15 protein-coding genes are annotated in these 18,909 nt (G+C 67.5%); 10 read left to right on the top strand and 5 right to left on the bottom strand.

Annotated features, from left to right (window positions below):
• Nucleotides 1-2 precede the first annotated feature (2 nt).
• The 3 genes from ACYQ1L_RS19325 to ACYQ1L_RS19315 are packed head-to-tail and all read left to right on the top strand — an operon-like array spanning nucleotide 3 to nucleotide 5,462.
• Nucleotides 3-2,156 (top strand): integrase, encoded by a 2,154-nt coding sequence (locus ACYQ1L_RS19325; protein ID WP_294981493.1) that lies wholly within the window; start codon nucleotides 3-5, stop codon nucleotides 2,154-2,156.
• Complete coding sequence (locus ACYQ1L_RS19320; RefSeq protein ID WP_294981491.1) at nucleotides 2,153-3,352, top strand: AAA family ATPase; 1,200 nt, start codon at nucleotides 2,153-2,155, stop codon at nucleotides 3,350-3,352. The genes ACYQ1L_RS19325 and ACYQ1L_RS19320 overlap by 4 nt, the downstream gene beginning before the upstream one ends.
• Nucleotide 3,353: 1 nt before the next feature.
• Nucleotides 3,354-5,462, top strand: a complete 2,109-nt coding sequence (locus tag ACYQ1L_RS19315; protein WP_294981490.1) for a TniQ family protein — start codon at nucleotides 3,354-3,356, stop codon at nucleotides 5,460-5,462.
• Nucleotides 5,463-5,514: 52 nt separating this feature from the next.
• Here the strand turns inward: ACYQ1L_RS19315 and ACYQ1L_RS19310 are convergent, their stop codons facing one another.
• Entirely contained in the window at nucleotides 5,515-6,075 is a 561-nt protein-coding gene (locus tag ACYQ1L_RS19310; RefSeq protein WP_294981488.1) for a type IV toxin-antitoxin system AbiEi family antitoxin domain-containing protein, read from the bottom strand.
• A 343-nt stretch (nucleotides 6,076-6,418) separates the two neighbouring features.
• Here ACYQ1L_RS19310 and ACYQ1L_RS19305 point away from each other — a divergent pair, with 343 nt between their 5' ends.
• Nucleotides 6,419-6,778, top strand: a complete 360-nt coding sequence (locus tag ACYQ1L_RS19305; RefSeq protein ID WP_294981486.1) for a hypothetical protein — start codon at nucleotides 6,419-6,421, stop codon at nucleotides 6,776-6,778.
• A gap of 54 nt (nucleotides 6,779-6,832) precedes the next feature.
• Here the strand turns inward: ACYQ1L_RS19305 and ACYQ1L_RS19300 are convergent, their stop codons facing one another.
• The 4 genes from ACYQ1L_RS19300 to ACYQ1L_RS19285 all read right to left on the bottom strand — a co-directional run bounded on the left by ACYQ1L_RS19300 (nucleotide 6,833) and on the right by ACYQ1L_RS19285 (nucleotide 11,984).
• Nucleotides 6,833-7,651 (bottom strand): metallophosphoesterase, encoded by an 819-nt coding sequence (locus ACYQ1L_RS19300; protein WP_294981484.1) that lies wholly within the window; start codon nucleotides 7,649-7,651, stop codon nucleotides 6,833-6,835.
• A 23-nt stretch (nucleotides 7,652-7,674) separates the two neighbouring features.
• Nucleotides 7,675-8,904, bottom strand: a complete 1,230-nt coding sequence (locus ACYQ1L_RS19295; protein WP_294981482.1) for a hypothetical protein — start codon at nucleotides 8,902-8,904, stop codon at nucleotides 7,675-7,677.
• Between the two features lie 737 nt (nucleotides 8,905-9,641).
• Nucleotides 9,642-10,685 (bottom strand): LacI family DNA-binding transcriptional regulator, encoded by a 1,044-nt coding sequence (locus tag ACYQ1L_RS19290; RefSeq protein WP_294981480.1) that lies wholly within the window; start codon nucleotides 10,683-10,685, stop codon nucleotides 9,642-9,644.
• A 99-nt stretch (nucleotides 10,686-10,784) separates the two neighbouring features.
• On the bottom strand, nucleotides 10,785-11,984 hold the full coding sequence (locus ACYQ1L_RS19285; protein ID WP_294981478.1) for a Gfo/Idh/MocA family protein: 1,200 nt from the start codon (nucleotides 11,982-11,984) through the stop codon (nucleotides 10,785-10,787).
• Nucleotides 11,985-12,279: 295 nt separating this feature from the next.
• Between ACYQ1L_RS19285 and ACYQ1L_RS19280 the strand changes: the two genes are divergently transcribed.
• The 6 genes from ACYQ1L_RS19280 to ACYQ1L_RS19255 all read left to right on the top strand — a co-directional run bounded on the left by ACYQ1L_RS19280 (nucleotide 12,280) and on the right by ACYQ1L_RS19255 (nucleotide 18,897).
• On the top strand, nucleotides 12,280-13,542 hold the full coding sequence (locus ACYQ1L_RS19280; RefSeq protein WP_294981477.1) for an ABC transporter substrate-binding protein: 1,263 nt from the start codon (nucleotides 12,280-12,282) through the stop codon (nucleotides 13,540-13,542).
• 10 nt (nucleotides 13,543-13,552) lie between these two features.
• The gene (locus tag ACYQ1L_RS19275) at nucleotides 13,553-14,479 is read left to right on the top strand and encodes a carbohydrate ABC transporter permease (RefSeq protein WP_294981476.1); all 927 of its coding nucleotides are present in this window, start codon (nucleotides 13,553-13,555) and stop codon (nucleotides 14,477-14,479) included.
• 1 nt (nucleotide 14,480) lies between these two features.
• Nucleotides 14,481-15,368, top strand: coding sequence for a carbohydrate ABC transporter permease (locus ACYQ1L_RS19270; protein WP_294981475.1), 888 nt, complete (start codon nucleotides 14,481-14,483; stop codon nucleotides 15,366-15,368).
• Between the two features lie 103 nt (nucleotides 15,369-15,471).
• A complete protein-coding gene (gene iolC, locus ACYQ1L_RS19265) occupies nucleotides 15,472-16,428 on the top strand; it encodes a 5-dehydro-2-deoxygluconokinase (RefSeq protein ID WP_460005602.1) in 957 nt (318 codons plus the stop codon).
• A complete protein-coding gene (locus tag ACYQ1L_RS19260) occupies nucleotides 16,425-17,324 on the top strand; it encodes a class I fructose-bisphosphate aldolase (protein ID WP_460005601.1) in 900 nt (299 codons plus the stop codon). The genes iolC and ACYQ1L_RS19260 overlap by 4 nt, the downstream gene beginning before the upstream one ends.
• Nucleotides 17,325-17,352: 28 nt before the next feature.
• The gene (locus tag ACYQ1L_RS19255) at nucleotides 17,353-18,897 is read left to right on the top strand and encodes a CoA-acylating methylmalonate-semialdehyde dehydrogenase (RefSeq protein ID WP_460005600.1); all 1,545 of its coding nucleotides are present in this window, start codon (nucleotides 17,353-17,355) and stop codon (nucleotides 18,895-18,897) included.
• The last annotated feature ends 12 nt before the right edge of the window (nucleotides 18,898-18,909 follow it).

Genomic DNA, 18,909 nt, shown 5'->3' with positions numbered 1-18,909 from the left:
AGATGAGCAACACGTGGACCCTGCAGCCGGGGTCGGACTTCGTCTACGACGGAGAGCCCTGCACCGTCGTCGAAATCTGCGACGGCGCAGTGATCACCCGCAACCGCGCCGGCAAGATGCGGCGCCTGCGCATGGTGGACGTGCTGCGACCGCGCAGCGAGGGCGGCGCCGCCCACATCCCCGGTCGCACCCGCGAGGAGGAGGAAGCGACGCCGATCGGTGTGATCTGGGCGGACGCGACCGACTCGGTGAAAGCGAAGTCCCTCGAGCGCGCCGACCACATCCGCGAGGTCCTCACCGGATACCGGTCCGGCACGCCGGAGATCGCCCGGGCGGGCGAACCCCGACTCGCCTACCACCCCGAGCGGAGCACAGCCGAGCGGATCGCGGCCAAGGCCGACGAGCTCGGCAAGGGGACCCGCACGATCGCCCGCTGGGTCGCCCAGTACAAGGACGCCGGCGAGGTGGGCCTTGTCGATTGCCGCAGCGCCCAGCCGGGGTATTCACTGGCCAACTTCGACGACCGATGGGTCAGCATCGCCAGAGAGATCGTCGACGAGCAGACCCCGGAGTCGAAGGTCGCGAAGAGCATCATCATCGCCCGCATTGCCGCGCGCGCAGAACGCATCCACGGGCCGGGTGTCGTGACCGCGCCATCGCGGAGCGCCGCGTACAAGGTCCTCGACGAGCTCACCCGCGGGCGGGCGACGTTTTCCGGCAGCACGAAACGGAAGCGGTCGAACGCGAACCGGCCTCCCGCACCGTACGGGCGACTGCATGCCGAGCGGCCTGCGCAGTACGTGCTGATGGACACGACCCCGCTGAACGTGTTCGCGGTCGCCCCTATCACCGGACGGTGGGTGTGCGCCGACCTGACCGTGGCGATGGACCTGTACTCCCGCTGCATCCTCGGTGTCCGGCTCACGCCCGGATCGACGAAATCGATCGACGTTGCCGGGGTGCTGATGGAGGCCTGTCAGCCATTCGAGTCTCCGGCGGACTGGGAGAGTTCGGCACGGTGGCCCTACCACGGGCTCCCGGGCACGGTGCTTGTCGACCCGACACGCACGAAGGTGTCGCGGTTCGTCCGGGCCGGGATCCTTCCCGAGACGGTGATCGTCGACCACGGTGCGCCGTACCTGTCCGACCATGTCACGAGCGCCTGCGCGCGGCTGGGGATCTCGATCCAGCCGGCACGGATCTACCAGCCGACCGACAAGAGCCCCGTGGAACGGTTCTTCAAGACCCTCGACACGTTCCTCCAGGAACTGCCGGGCTACAAGGGCGCCGACGTGTCCGGTCGTGGCGACGACATCGAGGGCGAAGCCGTCTACACGGTCGCGCAGCTGGAGCAGATCATCCGCGAGTGGATCGCCACGGTCTACCACCTGCGCCCGCATCAGTCCCTCAAAGACCCGCAGCTGCCCGGCGTCACGCTCAGCCCCGCGGAGCGGTACGACCAGGGCCTCGCCGTCGCCGGTGCCCTCCGGCTGCCGACCGACCGGAATGTGCTGCTCGAGTTGCTGCCGGTGGTGAAGCGGCAGTTCAACCATTACGGGGTGGAGATCCACAAGCTCCGATACACGGGGGAGTCGGTCGCGAAGTACCGCAACCGGGCGCGGTCCATCCACAAGGACAAGGGCACCCAGTGGCCGTTCGTGGTCAACCCCGACGACCTGTCGCAGATCTACTTCCATGACCCGGAGGACGGCACCTGGCACACCCTCGAGTGGGAGCACAAGGGTGCGTTCGATGTCCCGTTCAGCCTCGACGCCCTGGCCTATGCGAAGAAGATCGCGCTGAAGCAGGGCCGGCCCTCCCAGGTGGACGAGGTCGCCGCGCAGTTGCTCGAGGACTGGGGTGCGGGCCGGGCGCTGACCCCGGCGGAGCGGCGGATGAGCTCCCGGATGGCCGCGCAGCTGAATGACCAGAACCCCGACCCCGACGGGGTGTGGTCGCTGCGCACCGTTCAGAAGCTCCTGGACGCCGAGCTCACCGTGCAGTCCGACCTCGCCACCGAGCTGACCGGGTCCGTTGCCGACCCGCGGAAGCGCGTCGACGTGCCCGACGGGGGCGATGACGACGACGAGGACGACCTCGACGAACCCACCATCCGGCCGGACTACTACTTCGAACCCATGGAGATGCTGCGATGACCCCCAAGACCACACCGCCGCCCGTCCCGGCCGCCCGAGAGCAGCGAAGCCTGTCCACCTACGAGGGATGGGTGGCGTACGCGGAGCGACCCGCCCGCACCCGCCCTGACCAGCTCACGCGGGAACAGCGGGCCGCCCTCCCAGCCGCGCAGCGGACCGGGTACGACGAGGCGCGACGCGGCTGGCATGCGAACATCCTGCTGCGCACCCGGCAGGTGGAGGGCATCTACGAGGACCTGTGGGACCTGGTCGACTCGAACCTGCAGGACGCGGACCGGGTGAAGTCCGCCGCCGCGATCGAGGCACCCCCGGCGCTCGGGAAGTCGACGGCGGTGAACAACTTCGGCCGGATGTTCCATCAGCAGCGGATCGCCGACGCGGGCCGGTACCTGGACCCGGACGGCGACGTGGTGCATCTCCCGGTGTGCCACATCACCCTTCCCGGCCGCACCACGGTGAAGGGGCTGCACATGATGATCCTCGGGTTCTACGCCCACCCGGCCGTCGCGGGCATCTTGCATCGCAGCATGGCCGGCCGTGACCTGGCCCGTGCGGCGGCGGACTGCATCGAACGACACGACACCCGCCTGGTCATCGTCGACGACCTGCACTTCCTGAACATGCGCACCCGCGACGGTGTCGAGGTCGCGAACCAGTTCAAGTGGCTCGCGAACGAGTACAACGCCACGTTCCTGTTCGCGGGCGTCGCGCTGCGCGAACGGGGCCTCGTCGGGGAAGGCAGCACGGCGAAGGATGAGGCCGCGATGGCGCAGACGTTCCGCCGGTGGACGGTTCTCACCATGGATCCGTTTACGCTGCGTGACAAGCCCGGCCGGGAGCAGTGGGAGCGGCTGCTGTGGCACATCGAACAGGCCCTCGTCCTCACGGACGCCCGCGAGGGGATGCTGCTCGACCAGTCGCGGTACCTGTTCGCCCGATCGACAGGGCACATCGGGTCCCTGATGGACTTGATCCGTCGCGGCGCGTCCCGCGCGATCCGCACCGGCCGGGAAGTGTTGGACCGGCAGCTGCTGGACGGGATCCGCATCGACGAGGGTGCGGAGGCCGAGCGCGGCGAGTTGCAGGCACGACTCGACCAGGAGGCGCGCATCCAGAAGCAACGCCGCCGCCGCCCGCGTCCCCAACCGCCTGCCGAGCCGGACGTGCCCGGTCAGTCTGAGCGTCCGGCCGCCTGACATGCCCGCGACCGTGGGGGGTTCCGGTGAGGTGCGGGTGCTGCCGTTCCGGGTGCGGCCACTCCCGGACGAACCCTTCGACTCGTGGGTGGAGGCGATGGCCGCCGCGCACGGGGCGACGATGAACGAAACGGGATTCGCGCTCGGTCTGATCGACCAACGGGAAGGCGTCGCCGCCGCGACGACATCGTGGATGGCCAACGGGTGGGCGACCGAGCTCACCGATGCGCAGACGCGACGGCTGGAGGACGCGACGGGGATCCTGGCGGCCGAGTTCCACGAGATGACGAGGATGCGGTTCGCCCGGCACGCGATCCAGTACACCCGCCAGGGGAGGATCAGCGTCCGGTGCCCTGCCGGGGGAACCTCGGGCCGGTACTGCCCGGAGTGCCTCGCCGACTCCGGGGGCCGGTGGCGGATGTCGTGGCAGTTCCCGTTCGGGTTCGCGTGCCCGCGCCACAACCGCATCCTCGTCGACACGTGCCCGGGATGCGGACAGCCCCCACGCCGGATCGGCCACCCCCTGGCCCTGGTCCCCGTCCCGGGGCTGTGCCACAACCCGGGGCGTGGCGCCAGGACGGGACCCATCGCCGACCGGTGCCGGACCAACCTCACCGCCGGGATCCCCACACTGGCCGCGGGCGTGGCCGTTCTTTCGGCGCAGCGTCGGATGATGCGGATCGTCGCGACCGACCGGGCCTCGTTCGGGATCTACGCGGGCGCACCGCAACCCGCGATCCCGGCCCTGGAAGACATCCGTCTGCTGGCCCGCATGGCCCGGATCGCGCTGGCCGCAGACGACCCGATCGACACGAGCGGCGTCGACGCGGAGCTCCTCGACCTGGTCCGCCGGCAACGTCCGGAGACCGGGTGGACCGGCGCGACCACAGCGGTGGGCGCCGCAGTCGGCAACGCGATCGCTGTCACCGCCCTCGCCGACGCGGATATGGCCACCGATCTGCTCCGCGGCCGCATCGCGACCAGCACCTCCTACACCCAGCACACCCCTCAAGTGCAGACGCTGGTCGCGACCGCGCTGGGCCGGAGCAGGCGGCCCACCGCGTTCCTGCAATCCGCGACCGCCACCGCCGACCCCGTGCAACGCGCCCGGAAGGTGCCCGCCCTGCTGTGGGACGAGTGGATGGCCTGCCATGCCCCGCACCGGAGGAACCAGGCGATCGCCGCGTCGGCATTCGCGGCCGCGGTCGTGTTCACCGGCACCCGGCTCACCCACGCCGCCGCTCTCGCCCTGCTCGACCCCGCCGCCCCGCCGCGGCGGGTGACGCAGATGGTCCGGGAACTCGGCCGCGCACACCACGAGACGGACACCCTCCATGCGCTCCTCCGCCTCGTGGACTACCTCGACACCCACGACGTCCCCATCGACTACGCCCGCCGCCGCACCCTCGACTGCACCGAACTCCTCACCCCGGACCGGTGGGCCGACCTGTGTCGGGACCTGAACGTCCGCCCCGGCGCGGGACCACGATGGGCCCTCGCACGCGCCACCCTGCACCAGACGGTTACCGGCGGCGCACCGGCAACGCCCCATGACCCCGCGGAGCCGGTGCCGTCCCCTATCGAGATCCGGGCCTTCTCTGCCCGGCTGCCGGTCGCGGTACGGGATGCGCTGGCCGCGGAAGGCCGGCGTTTCCTCGCTGAGCACCGGATCGATGAGCCTCTCACCTGGACCCCACCCCTCGATCCTGAGCCGGGCACGGAACACGCGGCGCCTGCAACCCCTCCGGCACCGTGGGCCTCCGCACGTCCCGTACGCGGCGCCCTCACCTCCCAAGCGCGGGTCGCGGCCGACTATGCCGGTGGGGTCTCGACCTACGCGCTGGCCGCACGGGAGGGTGTCTCCCGGCAGACCGTCTCCCGCGCCCTCGCAGCCAGCGGGCAGCCGACCCGCCGCGGTCGGCCCGTGCGGCTGCAGCTCGACATCGAGCACCTCCGTCACTTGTATGAGACGGAACGGCGGAGCACCACCGAGATCGCCGCGGCCGTGGGCTGCAGCGCCATGACCGTCAGTCGCCGCCTCCACGCCGCCGGCGTCCTCCTCAGACCACGCGGAGGACCACACCCGCTGCCCCCATCCACACGGCGGTAGTCAGGCTCGGGCGCGAGCGAGGCGACGTGACTGTCGGGGAGCTTGTGATCGATCAGCCGCGGTGGGCGGTCAGCTGTTCCGTGAGCTGGTCGCGCGCCTGGGCGGTGAGGTATCCCTGGCTGCGGCCGTTGGTGATCGCCTGGCTGAGCAGATAGGTCGGCGTGCCTGACTCGATGCACTGGGCGATCGCGGTGGCCAGCGTCACGACCGGCACCTCCTCCCACCAGGCGAGCTGGGCCGGCTCGAGGTCCTCGAAATGGATCACGTACTGCTCGCTGCCCTGACGGCGCAGCCGACGACCCTTCCCGACGGTTACATCGATCACCGAAGGGTTCACGTCGCACACCTCGCGCACGTCGAGCGCGGTCTCGTGGCTGAGCACCGCCTCCGGCGCGCGCGTCCACAGCACCGCGAGCATGTACGGGGTGGCCCGGGAGAACGGATACCGCGGGAACCGGTAGACACCGAACGCAGCATGCTCCAGGGTGCCTCGCGCAGCGAGCTGATTCAATGCCCGCCGGGTGACCCCAAGATCGCCTGCCTGCTGCGCGGTGACATAACCATGCTGACTCGCTGCGAGCTCCCACAACACATCCCGCGCCAACACAGCCATGGCAGAAGAGTAACGAAACCGTGGACACTCTGACACCAACGCTCGAGAAGATGCCCGACTTCGTGATCTCCATCGGAGGCGGCTCATCGATGTCTAGTGAAATCTAGCGATGTCTAGCGGTCCGCCATACATCACTAGATCTTCCGGGGCGGGGACCTCGATTGGCGCGGAGCTGCTCATTGCAAGGTCTGCCATCCCTGCTGCGTCCCCACGGGCGCGAGGAGACTCGCACCTTGCGGTCCGCTGCCGGCGAGACGGACAACCCTCCCGACCGGGTGGCCCCTTTGCAATGTCGGCGGACGGTGAGAGACTTCTCGGTTCGCCGTCGCGAGGAGGGTGGAGCATGGACGAGGCCGATCAATACCGCAGGATGCTGGAGGAGCTCACGGAGGAGGCGCTGGCATCATCGCCGACGGAACCCGGTCTATACCGGCTCCCGTGCGGCGAATGCTACGTCGACTACTTCCTCACCCCCGGCGGCGACGAACGCTGGCTTATCCCGGGCGAGGAGCGCACCTACACGCGGCGGTCGATCGCCGCGATCTGGCACGGTGAGTTCACGTGGGAGCGCATGTACACCCTCGCCGACGCCGCGGCCGAACTCGCCGCACGCGCCGCACGCGACGATATGGACCTGGCCGCGTTGGTTGCCGGTCTCGCCGCCCGCCGGGGCGATGCCGAGCCGGACAAGGGCGGCGGCTGACAGGCAGGAGATCTCGAGGGCTGCTGCGACCGGTGGGCAACGCGACGGTCACCACTACGCAGACTTGGGCTTGTCGGGGCGTCCTTCGATCGCGTTGAGGAGCTCCTCGAGCACGACCCGCAGGCCGTCGTATCCCTGCATGTAGAACAGCTGGTCCATCTCTGGCCACGGCGTGTTGTCCAGATCGAATATGAGCGTGCGGGCTTCGCGGATCGCCGTCTCGAGCGGGGTCTCGTCTCGCGGGAGGCTCGCCAGCCACTCATCGATCACGGCGAACGGGATCGGGGCGTAGTCGTGCGCGTCGACACCGACGTGGAACTGGTGACCGTCCGCACCGTGAGTGCGGGCGTGCGTATGTCCGTGGATCAGCGGGACGCCCTCGTCATCCGGGCGATGCGTGCTGTGTCGGTCGACTTCCTGTGTATCGCCGCGGTATGGGTAGTGGCAGGCGAGCAGCGGGTATCCGCGCCGCGTGCCCTGGACGATCTCGGGGAGGATCGTCCACCCCGAGTCCTCGTACAGCGCTGTGAACCGTTCGATCGCGTGCTTCGACTGGGTGGCCGGTGAGACGCGGTCGTGGTTTCCCGGGATGAGGAACCGGCGCCCGTTCAGCTGCGCAGTGAGGGGCAGCGACTGGTCGATCGGGCCAAGCGCGACGTCGCCGAGGTGCAGGACGACGTCATCTGGACTAACGATGTCGTTCCAGCGCCGGATCAGCTCGGCATCCATCTCCTCGAGCGTGGCGAAGGGGCGACCAGCGAGCTCGCTGATCCGGGCGTGGCCGAAGTGCGTGTCCGAGGTGACGAAGTCGACCTGATCGAAATCGAACCATACATAGTTGCTCGTGGGTCGCTCCTCACCGGCGCCGTCCATTGGCAATCGATCCTGTCGGCGGGTCAGTTCTCAGCTTGCACGGCGTCGATGATGTCCGACAATGCGCGAGCGACCAGACCGCGAACAGTGTCCCAATCGCCTCCCCACGAGACCGGGATCGGAGTCAGGCCGAAGTGGCTACGTGCTCGTGCGCCCCGCGCGCGAGTCGCGTCCGTGTCGTGCTGAGCGGCAACGCGGAGATCCCGGACATCGCGGATGACACCAAGAGCCGCGCGCACCTGATCGGTATAGGGCGACTCAGTGACAATCTGGCCGAGGGCGTACTCGAGCCGCGCAACCGAACCGTTCGCTCCGCCGAATTGGCGGTTCGCCGTCTCAAGCGGGACGGCCGGGAGGGATAAGTGGTCGATGATCGTCCAGAGGCTACTAATCCGGTTGTCGAAGTCCGCGCCCGTGGCCGCGTCCTGTCCGAGAGCTGCGGCAGCGCTCAGGCTGCGAATCTGGATCAGATGCTCGGGATGTCCGCTAGCCTTCCAATGGTCGGTCGCCTCCAAGACGTATCCGAGGTAGTCGATCGTCTGGATGAGGGTGAGCGGAGACGGAGACACATCGCCGACGGCACGGTCACCGTCTCTCCACGCGACGGCCAGGTACTCCGGAGCCGTCGTCACCCCGAGGAACGGGCGAAGCCTTCGACCGCGAAGGTCGCACCGGTATCCGTCTGCGCTCTCGACAGACCGAACGGGCTCCGATTCGTTGTTGAGGATGGCGGCTATCGACCCGGCGCCGAGCGTCAGTGGGAGGACCGATCCCGGCGAGCGAACCCCCACGGTGAAGTCCATGAGGGGCGCCTGCCACGACGCGGCCTCATACGGCGTCGCAGGGATCTGCCCCGCCTCGCGAGCCAGTGCACCGTAGAAGGTGGCCAGCTGATCGGCCATCTCGCCCAGCTGCGGGTTGTGTGCGCGGACCGCATGGAGACCGGCGATCGTCAGCCCGAACGTGCTGCCGTCATTCGGGACGCCGTCCTGCGTGACGTCGAGGAGCCAATAGAGGCGGTAGGGGCCACGGTCATCGATCGCGCGGCCGATCGGAAGGCTCGCCAGCATCTCTTCCGGAGAATGCTCGGTCCCGTGCTCTCGTGCGAATGTCCGGGCAACGAAGTCCCACACTGGCCATCTTGCAGGCGCACCCAGATGACGGCTCAGACGGAACGGCTCGGCTGCAGCCGCCAACAGTGCCAGCTCATGCCCCGCGAGATCCCGGAACACCGCTTCGACCGCGTCCGTCATGTCGCAATTGTCCACCCGCGGTCGGGCGCGTCCCTGATTCTCAGGGCCGGGGTCGCCGCGATGCTCAACGTCCAGCCCGTTGAGACTCGTCGCTCGGTGCGCGCCGCGAGGCGCTGTGCGATTGTCGAGACCCCGCGCGTCGGACACGCCCTCGGACACGTCATCAGCGAGCATCTCTGGGCGTAGCGCGCACGATGACCGCATTAACCCACCGACTAGCAAGCGAGGCGAGTAGCCAATTGGTACCTCGGCGTCAGATGCGCCAGTCGGGCCGGGAGCTCTGAGCAAGCAGGAACGGGACTCGGAGCTCGAGGTCCATACTGGCCGATCCTCTGACTCGGATTGGTGGCCGCACGAGGTGATCGCCCACCCGCGGCTCCGCGTGGAGGAGCAGGTGTGCTGCGAGGCCGCTGAGATTCTCGTGCCCGTTCAGTCGTTCATGACCACGGAGACCGCGGTGGTGGACACGCCGGTGCGTTCCGCGACGTCGGCCATCGCAACCCTGGTATGTCTGAGTTGGTCCGTACGTCTCACAGTGCCGCGGCTCGACGACGCGGATTCGTTCGTCGCCCTGCGGTGGAGCGAGGTCGAGACCCCGACCAGATGGAGATGTCGAAGCCACGACCGGGTTAAAACCATCCCTGTGTCGACCACGTCGATGCACATGCTCCTCGTCGTTGCCCGCGAGGATTCGCGGGCCCGTCCCGGGAGCAGGAGACGTCCGGGCTCCAGATGACTCAGTCGGCGACTGGGACCCTCCGCCGATGGTCAGTCGGGTGATTCGTGCCGCAGGATTCCCGAATGATGAGCTCGGTCGGGAAGGATCGGTGCTCGTCGCTGGGCGCTGTGGACAGAGCAAGCTCGACCAGGGCGGTGGACATCTCAGCTATCGGTTGCCGCACGGTCGTCAAGGCCGGGATAGCGAATTTCGACTCGGCGGTGCCGTCGAACGAGATCACGGCGATGTCTTCCGGCACGCGCAGTCCGAGCTCGTGCAGGGCGGACAGGGCGCCGACGGCCTGCAGGTCGGAACTGATGAAGACCGCGGTGGGGTGTTCGCGCGCGCTGAACATGCGTTTCGCCGCTTCGTGTCCGCCTTCGCGGCTGAAGGCGGTGCGGATGATGGGCCCGGGGTTGACATGGGCATCGTCCAGCGCGCGAAGCCACCCCTCTTCGCGAGCTTCCAGGCTTGGCGAATTCACTCGTCCAATGATGAGGGCGACGCTTCGGTGTCCATGATCGATGAGGTGCGAGACGGCCGCATATGCGCCCGCAGTGGCATCGACCCCTACTGTCAGGTATCCGGGTCGGGGCATGAACACGTTCAGCAGCACCGTTCGGACGTTCGCCCGCTGCGCGACGGTGACGTCGGGGACGGGAAGAACGCTGCTGAGCAGGAGGCTGTCTACCCCGCGTTCTACGAGATTCTGGATCGCGTCGAGTTCGGTGTGCGGCTCGTTATTGCTGTTGGACAGTAGGACGGCGTAGCCGTGGAGGTTCGCGGCCGCCTCGATACTAAGCGCGACTTCGCTGAAGAATGGGTTGCCGATGTCGGGGAGGATTACGCCGAGCAGGCGGGAGGAGCCGGTCGCGAGGGCGCGGGCGCTGGCGTTGCGGCGGTATCCGAGCACCTCGATGGCGTTCTCCACGCGTTCTCGCGTGGCAGGAGCAACGGGTGCGGGGCCGTTGTTCAGAACGTAGCTCACGACGGCGGTGGACACGCCTGCGAGCCTGGCCACGTCTGCGCGGGTGATCCTGCGCGTGGTTTGCGGGTTTCGCATGGTCTGGCCTCGTGGGTTGTGGTGAGCTCGTCCCTGCGAGAGTAGCCGAGCTCGCCGGACGTGTCGGCTACTCTCGCAGGGCTTCGGTCGCCGCTGACGCTAGTTAGCCGACGGTGCGTCCCCGAAGTCGGGGACGGGGAGGCGTGCTCCGTCTTGGAGTGCGGACTGGTGTGCAACGATCCCCGGGAGTGTGTAGCGGGCGGCGACCCAGGCGTTCACCGGAGGGAGAGTTCGATCGACCATGGCACGGACGAAGTCGTCGACGAGGAAATGGTGGCTGCCTTCGTGCCCGTTAGGCAGCGGGCGCAACTCGACCGGCACTCGCTCGACGTCGTGGATCGGCGCATACCCGGATACGAACGCGCGGCGCAGTTCGGGGTCGACGTGTGCGAGGGACGGATCGTCGAGGTCGACGCTGGGTGCCGCCTCCAGCTGTTCGGACACGTCCACGATGTCGTAGCGGTCTTGCCACAGGCTGACCGTCGCGAGCTGTTCGAAGCTGGCTTCTGTGCCGAAGTAGCGGAACCGGGATTCCCGGATCGGGGCGGGGTAGCCGACACGCCTCATCTCGTTGATTCGCATGACGGTGCCGTTGTCGAGCTCGAACAGGGCGCTGGCGTTGGAGAAGTCGTTGTCGAACTGGCTGACCTGCTTGTCGAACACTCCGTCGCCGCGGTCGTCCTTGATCCCGAGGCAGCTCACGCTGATGGCGTGTCCGGGGATTGCGCCGAGAACTCCGCCGATCGAGTGCGTGGGGTAGAGCATGGGGGGATAGCTAGCGGTCGCGCGCCAGTCGTCGCCCCCGCTGTACTGGTAGGCCGCGTAGAAGCCGAGGTCCATGTCGTGGACGTAGTCGCCCTCCGCGTAGAAGATGCGGCCAAATGCTCCCTCGGCGACCTTCTGTCGTGCCAGGACCGTCGCGGGGTTGTAGTAGCTGGTCTCGCCCATCATGTAGACCAACCCCGTCGATTTCACCGCCTCGATGATCGCGCCGATCTCTTCGACCGAGATCGCCATCGGCACCGCGGAGTACACGTGCTTGCCGGCCTCGAGCGCACGGACCACGAGTGGCCCGTGCGTCCATCGCTGCGTGAACAGGGCGATCGCGTCGACGTCGCTGTCCAGCAGCGCGTCGAACGATTCGAACGTTCCGTCCAGGTCTTCGTGTTCGACGATGTCGGTCGCGCGCTCCGGGACGAGGTCGGTCACGAAGACCTTCTCGATGTCGGGGTGGGCTTTGAAGAGGGCCGCGAACTGGCCGGCGAACTGGCCGGCGCCCACGATTCCGATCGTTGCCATGGTGGTCCTTCCCGCGGGCATGGGCCCGCCTGGGTGGCACCCGACGCCGGGGGTCTGTCCTCGCCGTCGAGTGCGCTGTCAAGTCTTCCGGCGGACAGTCTTACACACAGGTTTATGCGCATCAACCCCTCCACGCGGGAAGTTAGGAGGTCTCAGGATCCTCCATGAGCCCTGTATTTCAGGGGTTCTATTGAGTGTCAGATCAAAGTGTTGCGAACCAGCAGTTTACGCGGGTAAAGTGCTGGACGTCGCCACGTTGGCGGCGGATTGCATCCAGAGACGGAAGGTCCCGACAATGACGTCACGTGTTTCACGCATCGTGTCGATCGCGGCAGTCGCAGCTGCCGGCGCGCTCATGCTCGCCGGCTGCTCAAGCAGCGGCGGCGGAAGCGACAGCGCCACTCTGCAGGTTCAGACCAACATGGCCGCCGGCTCACCCCAGCTGGCGGCGCTCACGAAGATGGCCGACAGCTTCGAGAAGGCGAACCCGGGGGTCAAACTCAACCTGATCCCGTCCACCAACACCTACGAGCAGGACCTGAAGGTGATGCTCGCCGCACACAACGCCCCAGACATCTGGCAGACCCACGGGTGGTCGCGCGACCGCTACTCGCAGTTCCTCGCGCCGCTGCAGGGGGAGAGCTGGAACAAGGACGTGAACAAGATCCTCGACCCGTCGATGCGGGACAGCAGCGGGAACATCTACGCGCTGCCGATGGTCGCGGACGTTACCGGCCTGCTCTACAACGCGGATGTGCTTAAGAAGGTCGGAGTCGACCCGGCCACGCTGACCTCGTGGGACGCGTTCGACGCGGCCGCGGCGAAGATCAAGGCCGCCGGTGTCACGCCGATCGCGGTGTCCGGCAAGGACAACGGACCCGCGGGCAACCTGATCGACTGGATGGCGCCCGGCTTCTACAGCCAGGATCAGCTCGCCAGCCTGAAGAAGGGCACCTTCCAGTCCGACGCCTACAAGCCCATCCTCGACCAGGTGCAGAAGTGGGCGAAGGCTGGATACATCAACCCCGACTACTCGTCGGCCACCTCAGCTGACGTGTCCAAGGCGCTCGGGGCCGGGCAAGCCGCGTTCGTGTTCAGCCAGAACACCTCGGCGCAGAACGCCTTCACGACTTCGCCGGACGCGAACATCGGCTTCTTCCCCATCCCGACCCAGTCCGGCACGCCGTACCTCATCGGCGGTGAGGGCATCGCGTACGGTGCGTCGAAGACGGGGAAGAACCTGGCTGACGCCAAGAAGTTCCTCGACTTCCTCGCTCAGCCCGCCAACCAGGAGACGTTCGCCGTCGCGGCTGGAGGCGTCCCGGGCCTGACCACCGCGAAGGTGGACCTCGGGAAGCTGCAGCCCAGCTACGACCAGTGGGTCGTCAAGGCCAAGTCGCCGCTCGTGCCGTACTTCGACCGGGTCTACCTGCCGAACGGCCTGTGGAACACCCTTGTCACCACCACTGACTCCGTGATCACCGGTCAGTCGACGCCGGCCGCGGGCACGGACCAGGTGGGCAAGGACTTCCAGAGCTTGTACGGGCAGAAGCAATAGGGGAACGGTCATGTCCGTCGCCTCTCGCGCCTCGGCGCCGACCCGGATCGGATCCCCGCGCAAGCGGGGGTCCGGCCCGGGCCGGGTGAGCCTGTTCTACCTCCCGGCGCTGCTGCTGCTGATCGTCTTCACCGCGTACCCGCTCATTCAGGGGTTCATCCTGTCCTTCCAGAACTGGGACGGATACTCGCCGACCTCGTCGTTCGTCGGCTTCGCCAACTACCTCCGCCTGTTCAGCGACCAGGTGTTCGGCACCGCGATGCTCAACACGTTCATCTACGGCATCGGGAGCACGATCATCCAGCAGGCGCTCGGGCTCGGGCTGGCCCTCGCGCTTGACCGCGGCCTGCGTGGTCGGAACACGCTGCGCGCGATCATCTACCTGCCCGTGCTGGTGTCGCCCGTGATCATGGGCACGATGTACTACCTGCTCTTCCAGTACAACGTCGGCACGCTCAACGACATCGTGGTCGCGCTCGGCGGGACCCGGCAGGCGTGGCTCGCCAACTCCACCGCCGCGATCGCGATCATCGTCGCGGTGAACTCGCTGCAGTTCGTCGGCATCTCAATGATCATCTATCTCGCCGGTCTGCAGTCGATCCCGACGATGTACCACGAAGCCGCGATGCTCGACGGGGCCAGCGGCTGGAACCGGTTCTGGCACATCACGATGCCGCTGCTGCAGCCGGCGTTCGCAACCAGCATCGTGCTCAACCTCATCGGCGGACTGAAACTGTTCGACGTCATCAAGGTGATGACCAACGGCGGCCCCGGATACTCCACTCAGTCCGTATCAACGCTGATCGGCAAGGTCTACTTCGACAACCAGGCCGCCGGCTACTCCGCCGCCATGGGCGTCGTCCTGTTCCTCGTCATCGTGCTGTTCACGGTCGTACTCAACGGCGCTCTCAACCGGCGTCGCCTCGAGGAGGTGTGACATGACCGTCGCAACCGAAACCCGTGCCATGATCCTGCCCGACTCGGCGGCCCCGGAACCGCGGCGGGGCTCCGGCCGCGCACTGAACGTGATTCTCTGGGCAGCACTCGTCCTCATGTGTCTCGTGCAGCTGCTGCCGTTCTGGATCGCCGTCACGACCGCATTCAAGTCACCCAGCGACACGTCCCCGCAGATCACGCTGCCGCTGAGCAGCATTACCTGGGAGAACTTCGCCAGCGCCATCACGGACGGCAACATCCTACGGGCGATCTTCAACAGCGTCGTGGTCACCGCGATCGGGACGACCGTCACCTGCGTTCTCGGTGCCTTCGCGGCCTACCCGCTGGCCCGCTACGCGACACGGTTCAACAAGCTCATCTACGCGCTGATCGTCGCACTGATCATGGTGCCGCCGCTGAGCATACTGGTCCCGCTCTACACGCTGATGGCGAACCTTGGGGGAACCAATTCGTACTGGGGTGTGATCGTCGTGATGGTGACCAGCCAGCTGCCGCTCGCGATCTTCCTCTACGCCGCGTTCATCCGGACGATCCCCATCTCGCTGGAGGAAGCTGCGTCGATCGACGGAGCGGGGCACATACGGATCTTCTTCCAGGTGATCTTCCCCCTTCTGAAACCGGTCACCGCCACCGTGATCATCCTCACGAGCGTGAACATCTGGAACGAATACGCCCTATCCGGCTACCTTCTGACCGACCCGTCGATGAGGACGATCGCCCCTTCGATCGCGTCGTTCTTCGCCACCCAGTCAAGCAACCTCGGCGCGGCGGCGGCATCGTCGCTGATCGCGGTCATCCCGGTGGTCGTCGCCTACATCTTCCTCCAGCAGTACTTCATCCGCGGCATGGTCGCCGGAGCAGAGAAGTGATGCCGGCCGTGATACTCCCGGATACCCGCATGCGAGTACTCGGCGCGCTCCCAACCTCAACCCCGCGGGCGTCGTTCGCGGGCACAGAAATGGATGGTGGCCGATGACCTCCCTGTCCTTCGATGTCTTGGCCGCAGGTCGGCTCGGGGTCGACCTCTATCCGCTGCAGAGCGGTGTGGGTCTCGCGGATGTCGACACCTTCGGCAAGTACCTGGGCGGCAGCGCGGCGAACGTTTCCGTTGCCGCGGCCCGGCACGGTCACCACGCGGCGCTGCTCTCTCGTGTCGGCGACGATCCGTTCGGGCGATATCTACTGCGCGAACTCGACCGCCTGGGCGTCGACAACCGATACGTTGCCGTCGACCCGAGCCTGAAGACGCCGATCACGTTCTGCGAGATCTTCCCGCCCGACGAGTTCCCGCTCTATTTCTACCGAGACCCCAAGGCGCCCGACCTCAACCTGGAGCCGTCGGACCTCGACCTTGACGCCGTCCGGCGCGCCCGCATCCTGTGGCTCACGGTGACCGGCCTCAGCCAGGAGCCGAGCCGCGCGGCGCACTTCGCGATGCTCCGCGCCCGCAATGGGGCCCAGCACACGATCCTCGATCTCGACTATCGCCCGATGTTCTGGGCGGATCCGGCCGACGCGGCGCCGCAGGTCGCTCACGCGCTCGAGCATGTGACGGTCGCGGTCGGTAACCGCGAGGAGTGTGAGGTCGCGGTCGGCGAGACCGAGCCGATGCGCGCCGCCGACGCACTGCTGGAACGCGGCGTCGAGCTCGCCATCGTCAAGCAGGGGCCGAAGGGTGTGCTCGCGAAGACCCGCGACGAGACGGTCGAAGTGCCTCCGCTCCCCGTCGACGTTCTGAACGGGCTCGGCGCGGGAGATGCTTTCGGAGGCGCGCTATGCCACGGGCTGCTCTCAGGCTGGGGGCTCGAGCACATCCTCCGCTTCGCAAACGTGGCGGGCGCGATCGTGGCATCGCGTCTGGAGTGCTCCACCGCGATGCCGACGACCGCAGAGGTCGAAGGACTCCTCGCCGTGGAGGTCGGATCATGACCGACGCCCTGGTGACCGACGCCGACTTTGCACGGCTCCGCGAGCTGCGAGCTCTTGAACCGGCGGCGCTTGGTCGGGCGCTCTCATCGCGCGGCCGCCGCGAGCTATCGCGCGGGGACGGGCGTCTGTTCATCGTCGCGGCGGACCACCCTGCCCGTGGAGCGCTCTCGGTTGGCCGTAACGCGACTGCGATGGCCGACAGATATGACCTGCTCGAGCGGATGGCGGTCGCCCTGAGCCGTCCCGGCGTCGACGGTGTGCTCGGCACCCCGGACATCATCGACGACCTCGCCGGCCTCGGACTCCTGGACGACAAGATCGTCGTCGGGTCGATGAACCGCGGCGGTTTGCGCGGTGCGAACTTCGAGATGGACGACCGCTACACCGGGTACGACGTGCCCACGATGGTCAGCAATGGCATCGACTTCGCGAAGACGCTGATGCGCGTGAACCTCGAGGATGCCGGCACCTCACCGACACTGCAGGCGACGGCGGATGCCGTCACGCAGGCGGCATCCGCAGGGCTACCGATCATGCTCGAGCCGTTCATGAGCCGGTGGGTCGACGGTCGCATCGTGAACGACCTGTCGACGGATGCCGTCATCCTGTCGGTCGCGATCGCGTCCGGCCTCGGCACTTCGAGCGCATACACGTGGATGAAGCTTCCCGTGGTTGAAGACATGGAGCGCGTGATGGCGGCCACCACGATGCCCACGCTGCTGCTGGGCGGGGATTCGGGCGTCGCCCCTGACGAGACGTTCGCGGCGTGGGAGAACGCCCTGTCGCTGCCGGGCGTGCGCGGCCTCACCGTCGGACGCACCCTGTTGTACCCGCCGGATGGGAACGTGGCCGCGGCGGTCGATATCGCCGCCGGCCTCGTGCACACCGCACTCTGACTCACCCTCGACGAAAGAAGCACATCCGATGAGCTCCACCCTCACTTCCCCCGTCCTCGCCGACGACCGGGCCGTGCCCGTGCTCGGCCACTGGATCGGCGGGGCGGCCGTGGCCTCGTCCTCGGGCCGCACCGCCCCCGTCTTCAACCCCGCGACCGGTGCCGTGCAGGCGCAGGTGGCCCTCGCGGACGACGCCGAGATCGCCGCCGCCATCGCCTCGGCGAAGGCCGGATTCCAGGTGTGGTCGGGCTACTCCATCGCCAAGCGCCAGGCGGTCCTGTTCAACTTCCGCGAGCTGCTGAACTCCCGCAAGGCCGAGCTGGCCGCGATCATCACCGCCGAGCACGGCAAGGTGCTCTCCGACGCGATGGGCGAGATCCTACGCGGCCAGGAGGTCGTGGAGCTCGCGACCGGGTTCCCGCACCTCATCAAGGGGGCGTACTCGGAGAACGCGTCGACTGGCGTCGACGCGTACTCGATCAAGCAGCCCCTCGGGGTCGTGGGGATCATCAGCCCGTTCAACTTCCCGGCGATGGTGCCGATGTGGTTCTTCCCGATCGCGATCGCCGCGGGTAACGCGGTGGTCGTCAAGCCGAGCGAGAAGGACCCGTCCGCCTCCCTATGGATCGCGGCCCTGTGGAAGGAGGCCGGCCTCCCGGACGGCGTGTTCACGGTCCTCCAGGGTGACAAGCAGGCCGTCGACGGGCTGCTCACGCACCCTGACATCGCCTCCATCTCGTTCGTCGGTTCGACGCCCATCGCGCAGTACATCTATGAGACCGCGTCCAAGCACGGCAAGCGTGTGCAGGCGCTCGGCGGGGCGAAGAACCACATGCTGGTCCTCCCCGACGCCGACCTCGACCTCGCCGCCGACATGGCGGTCAACGCGGGGTACGGGGCCGCCGGCGAGCGCTGCATGGCGATCTCCGTCGTCCTCGCGGTCGAGCCCGTCGCCGACGAACTCATCGCCAAGGTCACCGAGCGCATCGCGAAACTGCGCATCGGGAACGGCGCCTCCGCCCCCGAGCCCGACATGGGGCCGCTCATCACCGGTATGCACCGCGACAAGGTGTCCTCGTACGTCGACATCGCGGAGCAGGATGGCGCGACCGTCGTCGTCGACGGCCGCGGCCTGACGGTGGATGGCGCCGAAGACGGCTTCTTCTTCGGCCCGACACTGCTGGACAACGTGCCCACGACGTCCCGCGCGTACACGGAGGAGATCTTCGGCCCGGTGCTCTCGGTCGTGCGCATCGACACGTTCCAAGAGGGCGTCGACCTCATCAACTCCGGCCAGTTCGGCAACGGCACCGCGATCTTCACGAACGACGGCGGCGCCGCCCGCCGCTTCCAGAACGAGATCCAGGTCGGCATGATCGGCATCAACGTGCCGATCCCCGTCCCGGTCGCCTACCACTCCTTCGGCGGCTGGAAGCAGTCCCTGTTCGGCGACGCCAAGGCGTACGGCGTGCACGGCTTCGACTTCTTCACCCGCGAGAAGGCCATCACCAGCCGCTGGCTCGACCCCGCCACCCACGGCGGCATCAACCTCGGCTTCCCGCAGAACAACTGACCCCGTCCCGCG

It is taken from the genome of Microbacterium xylanilyticum (assembly GCF_054654695.1).
The sequence above is the reverse complement of the archived record's forward strand: the minus strand, read 5'-3'. Positions and strand labels throughout refer to the sequence as shown.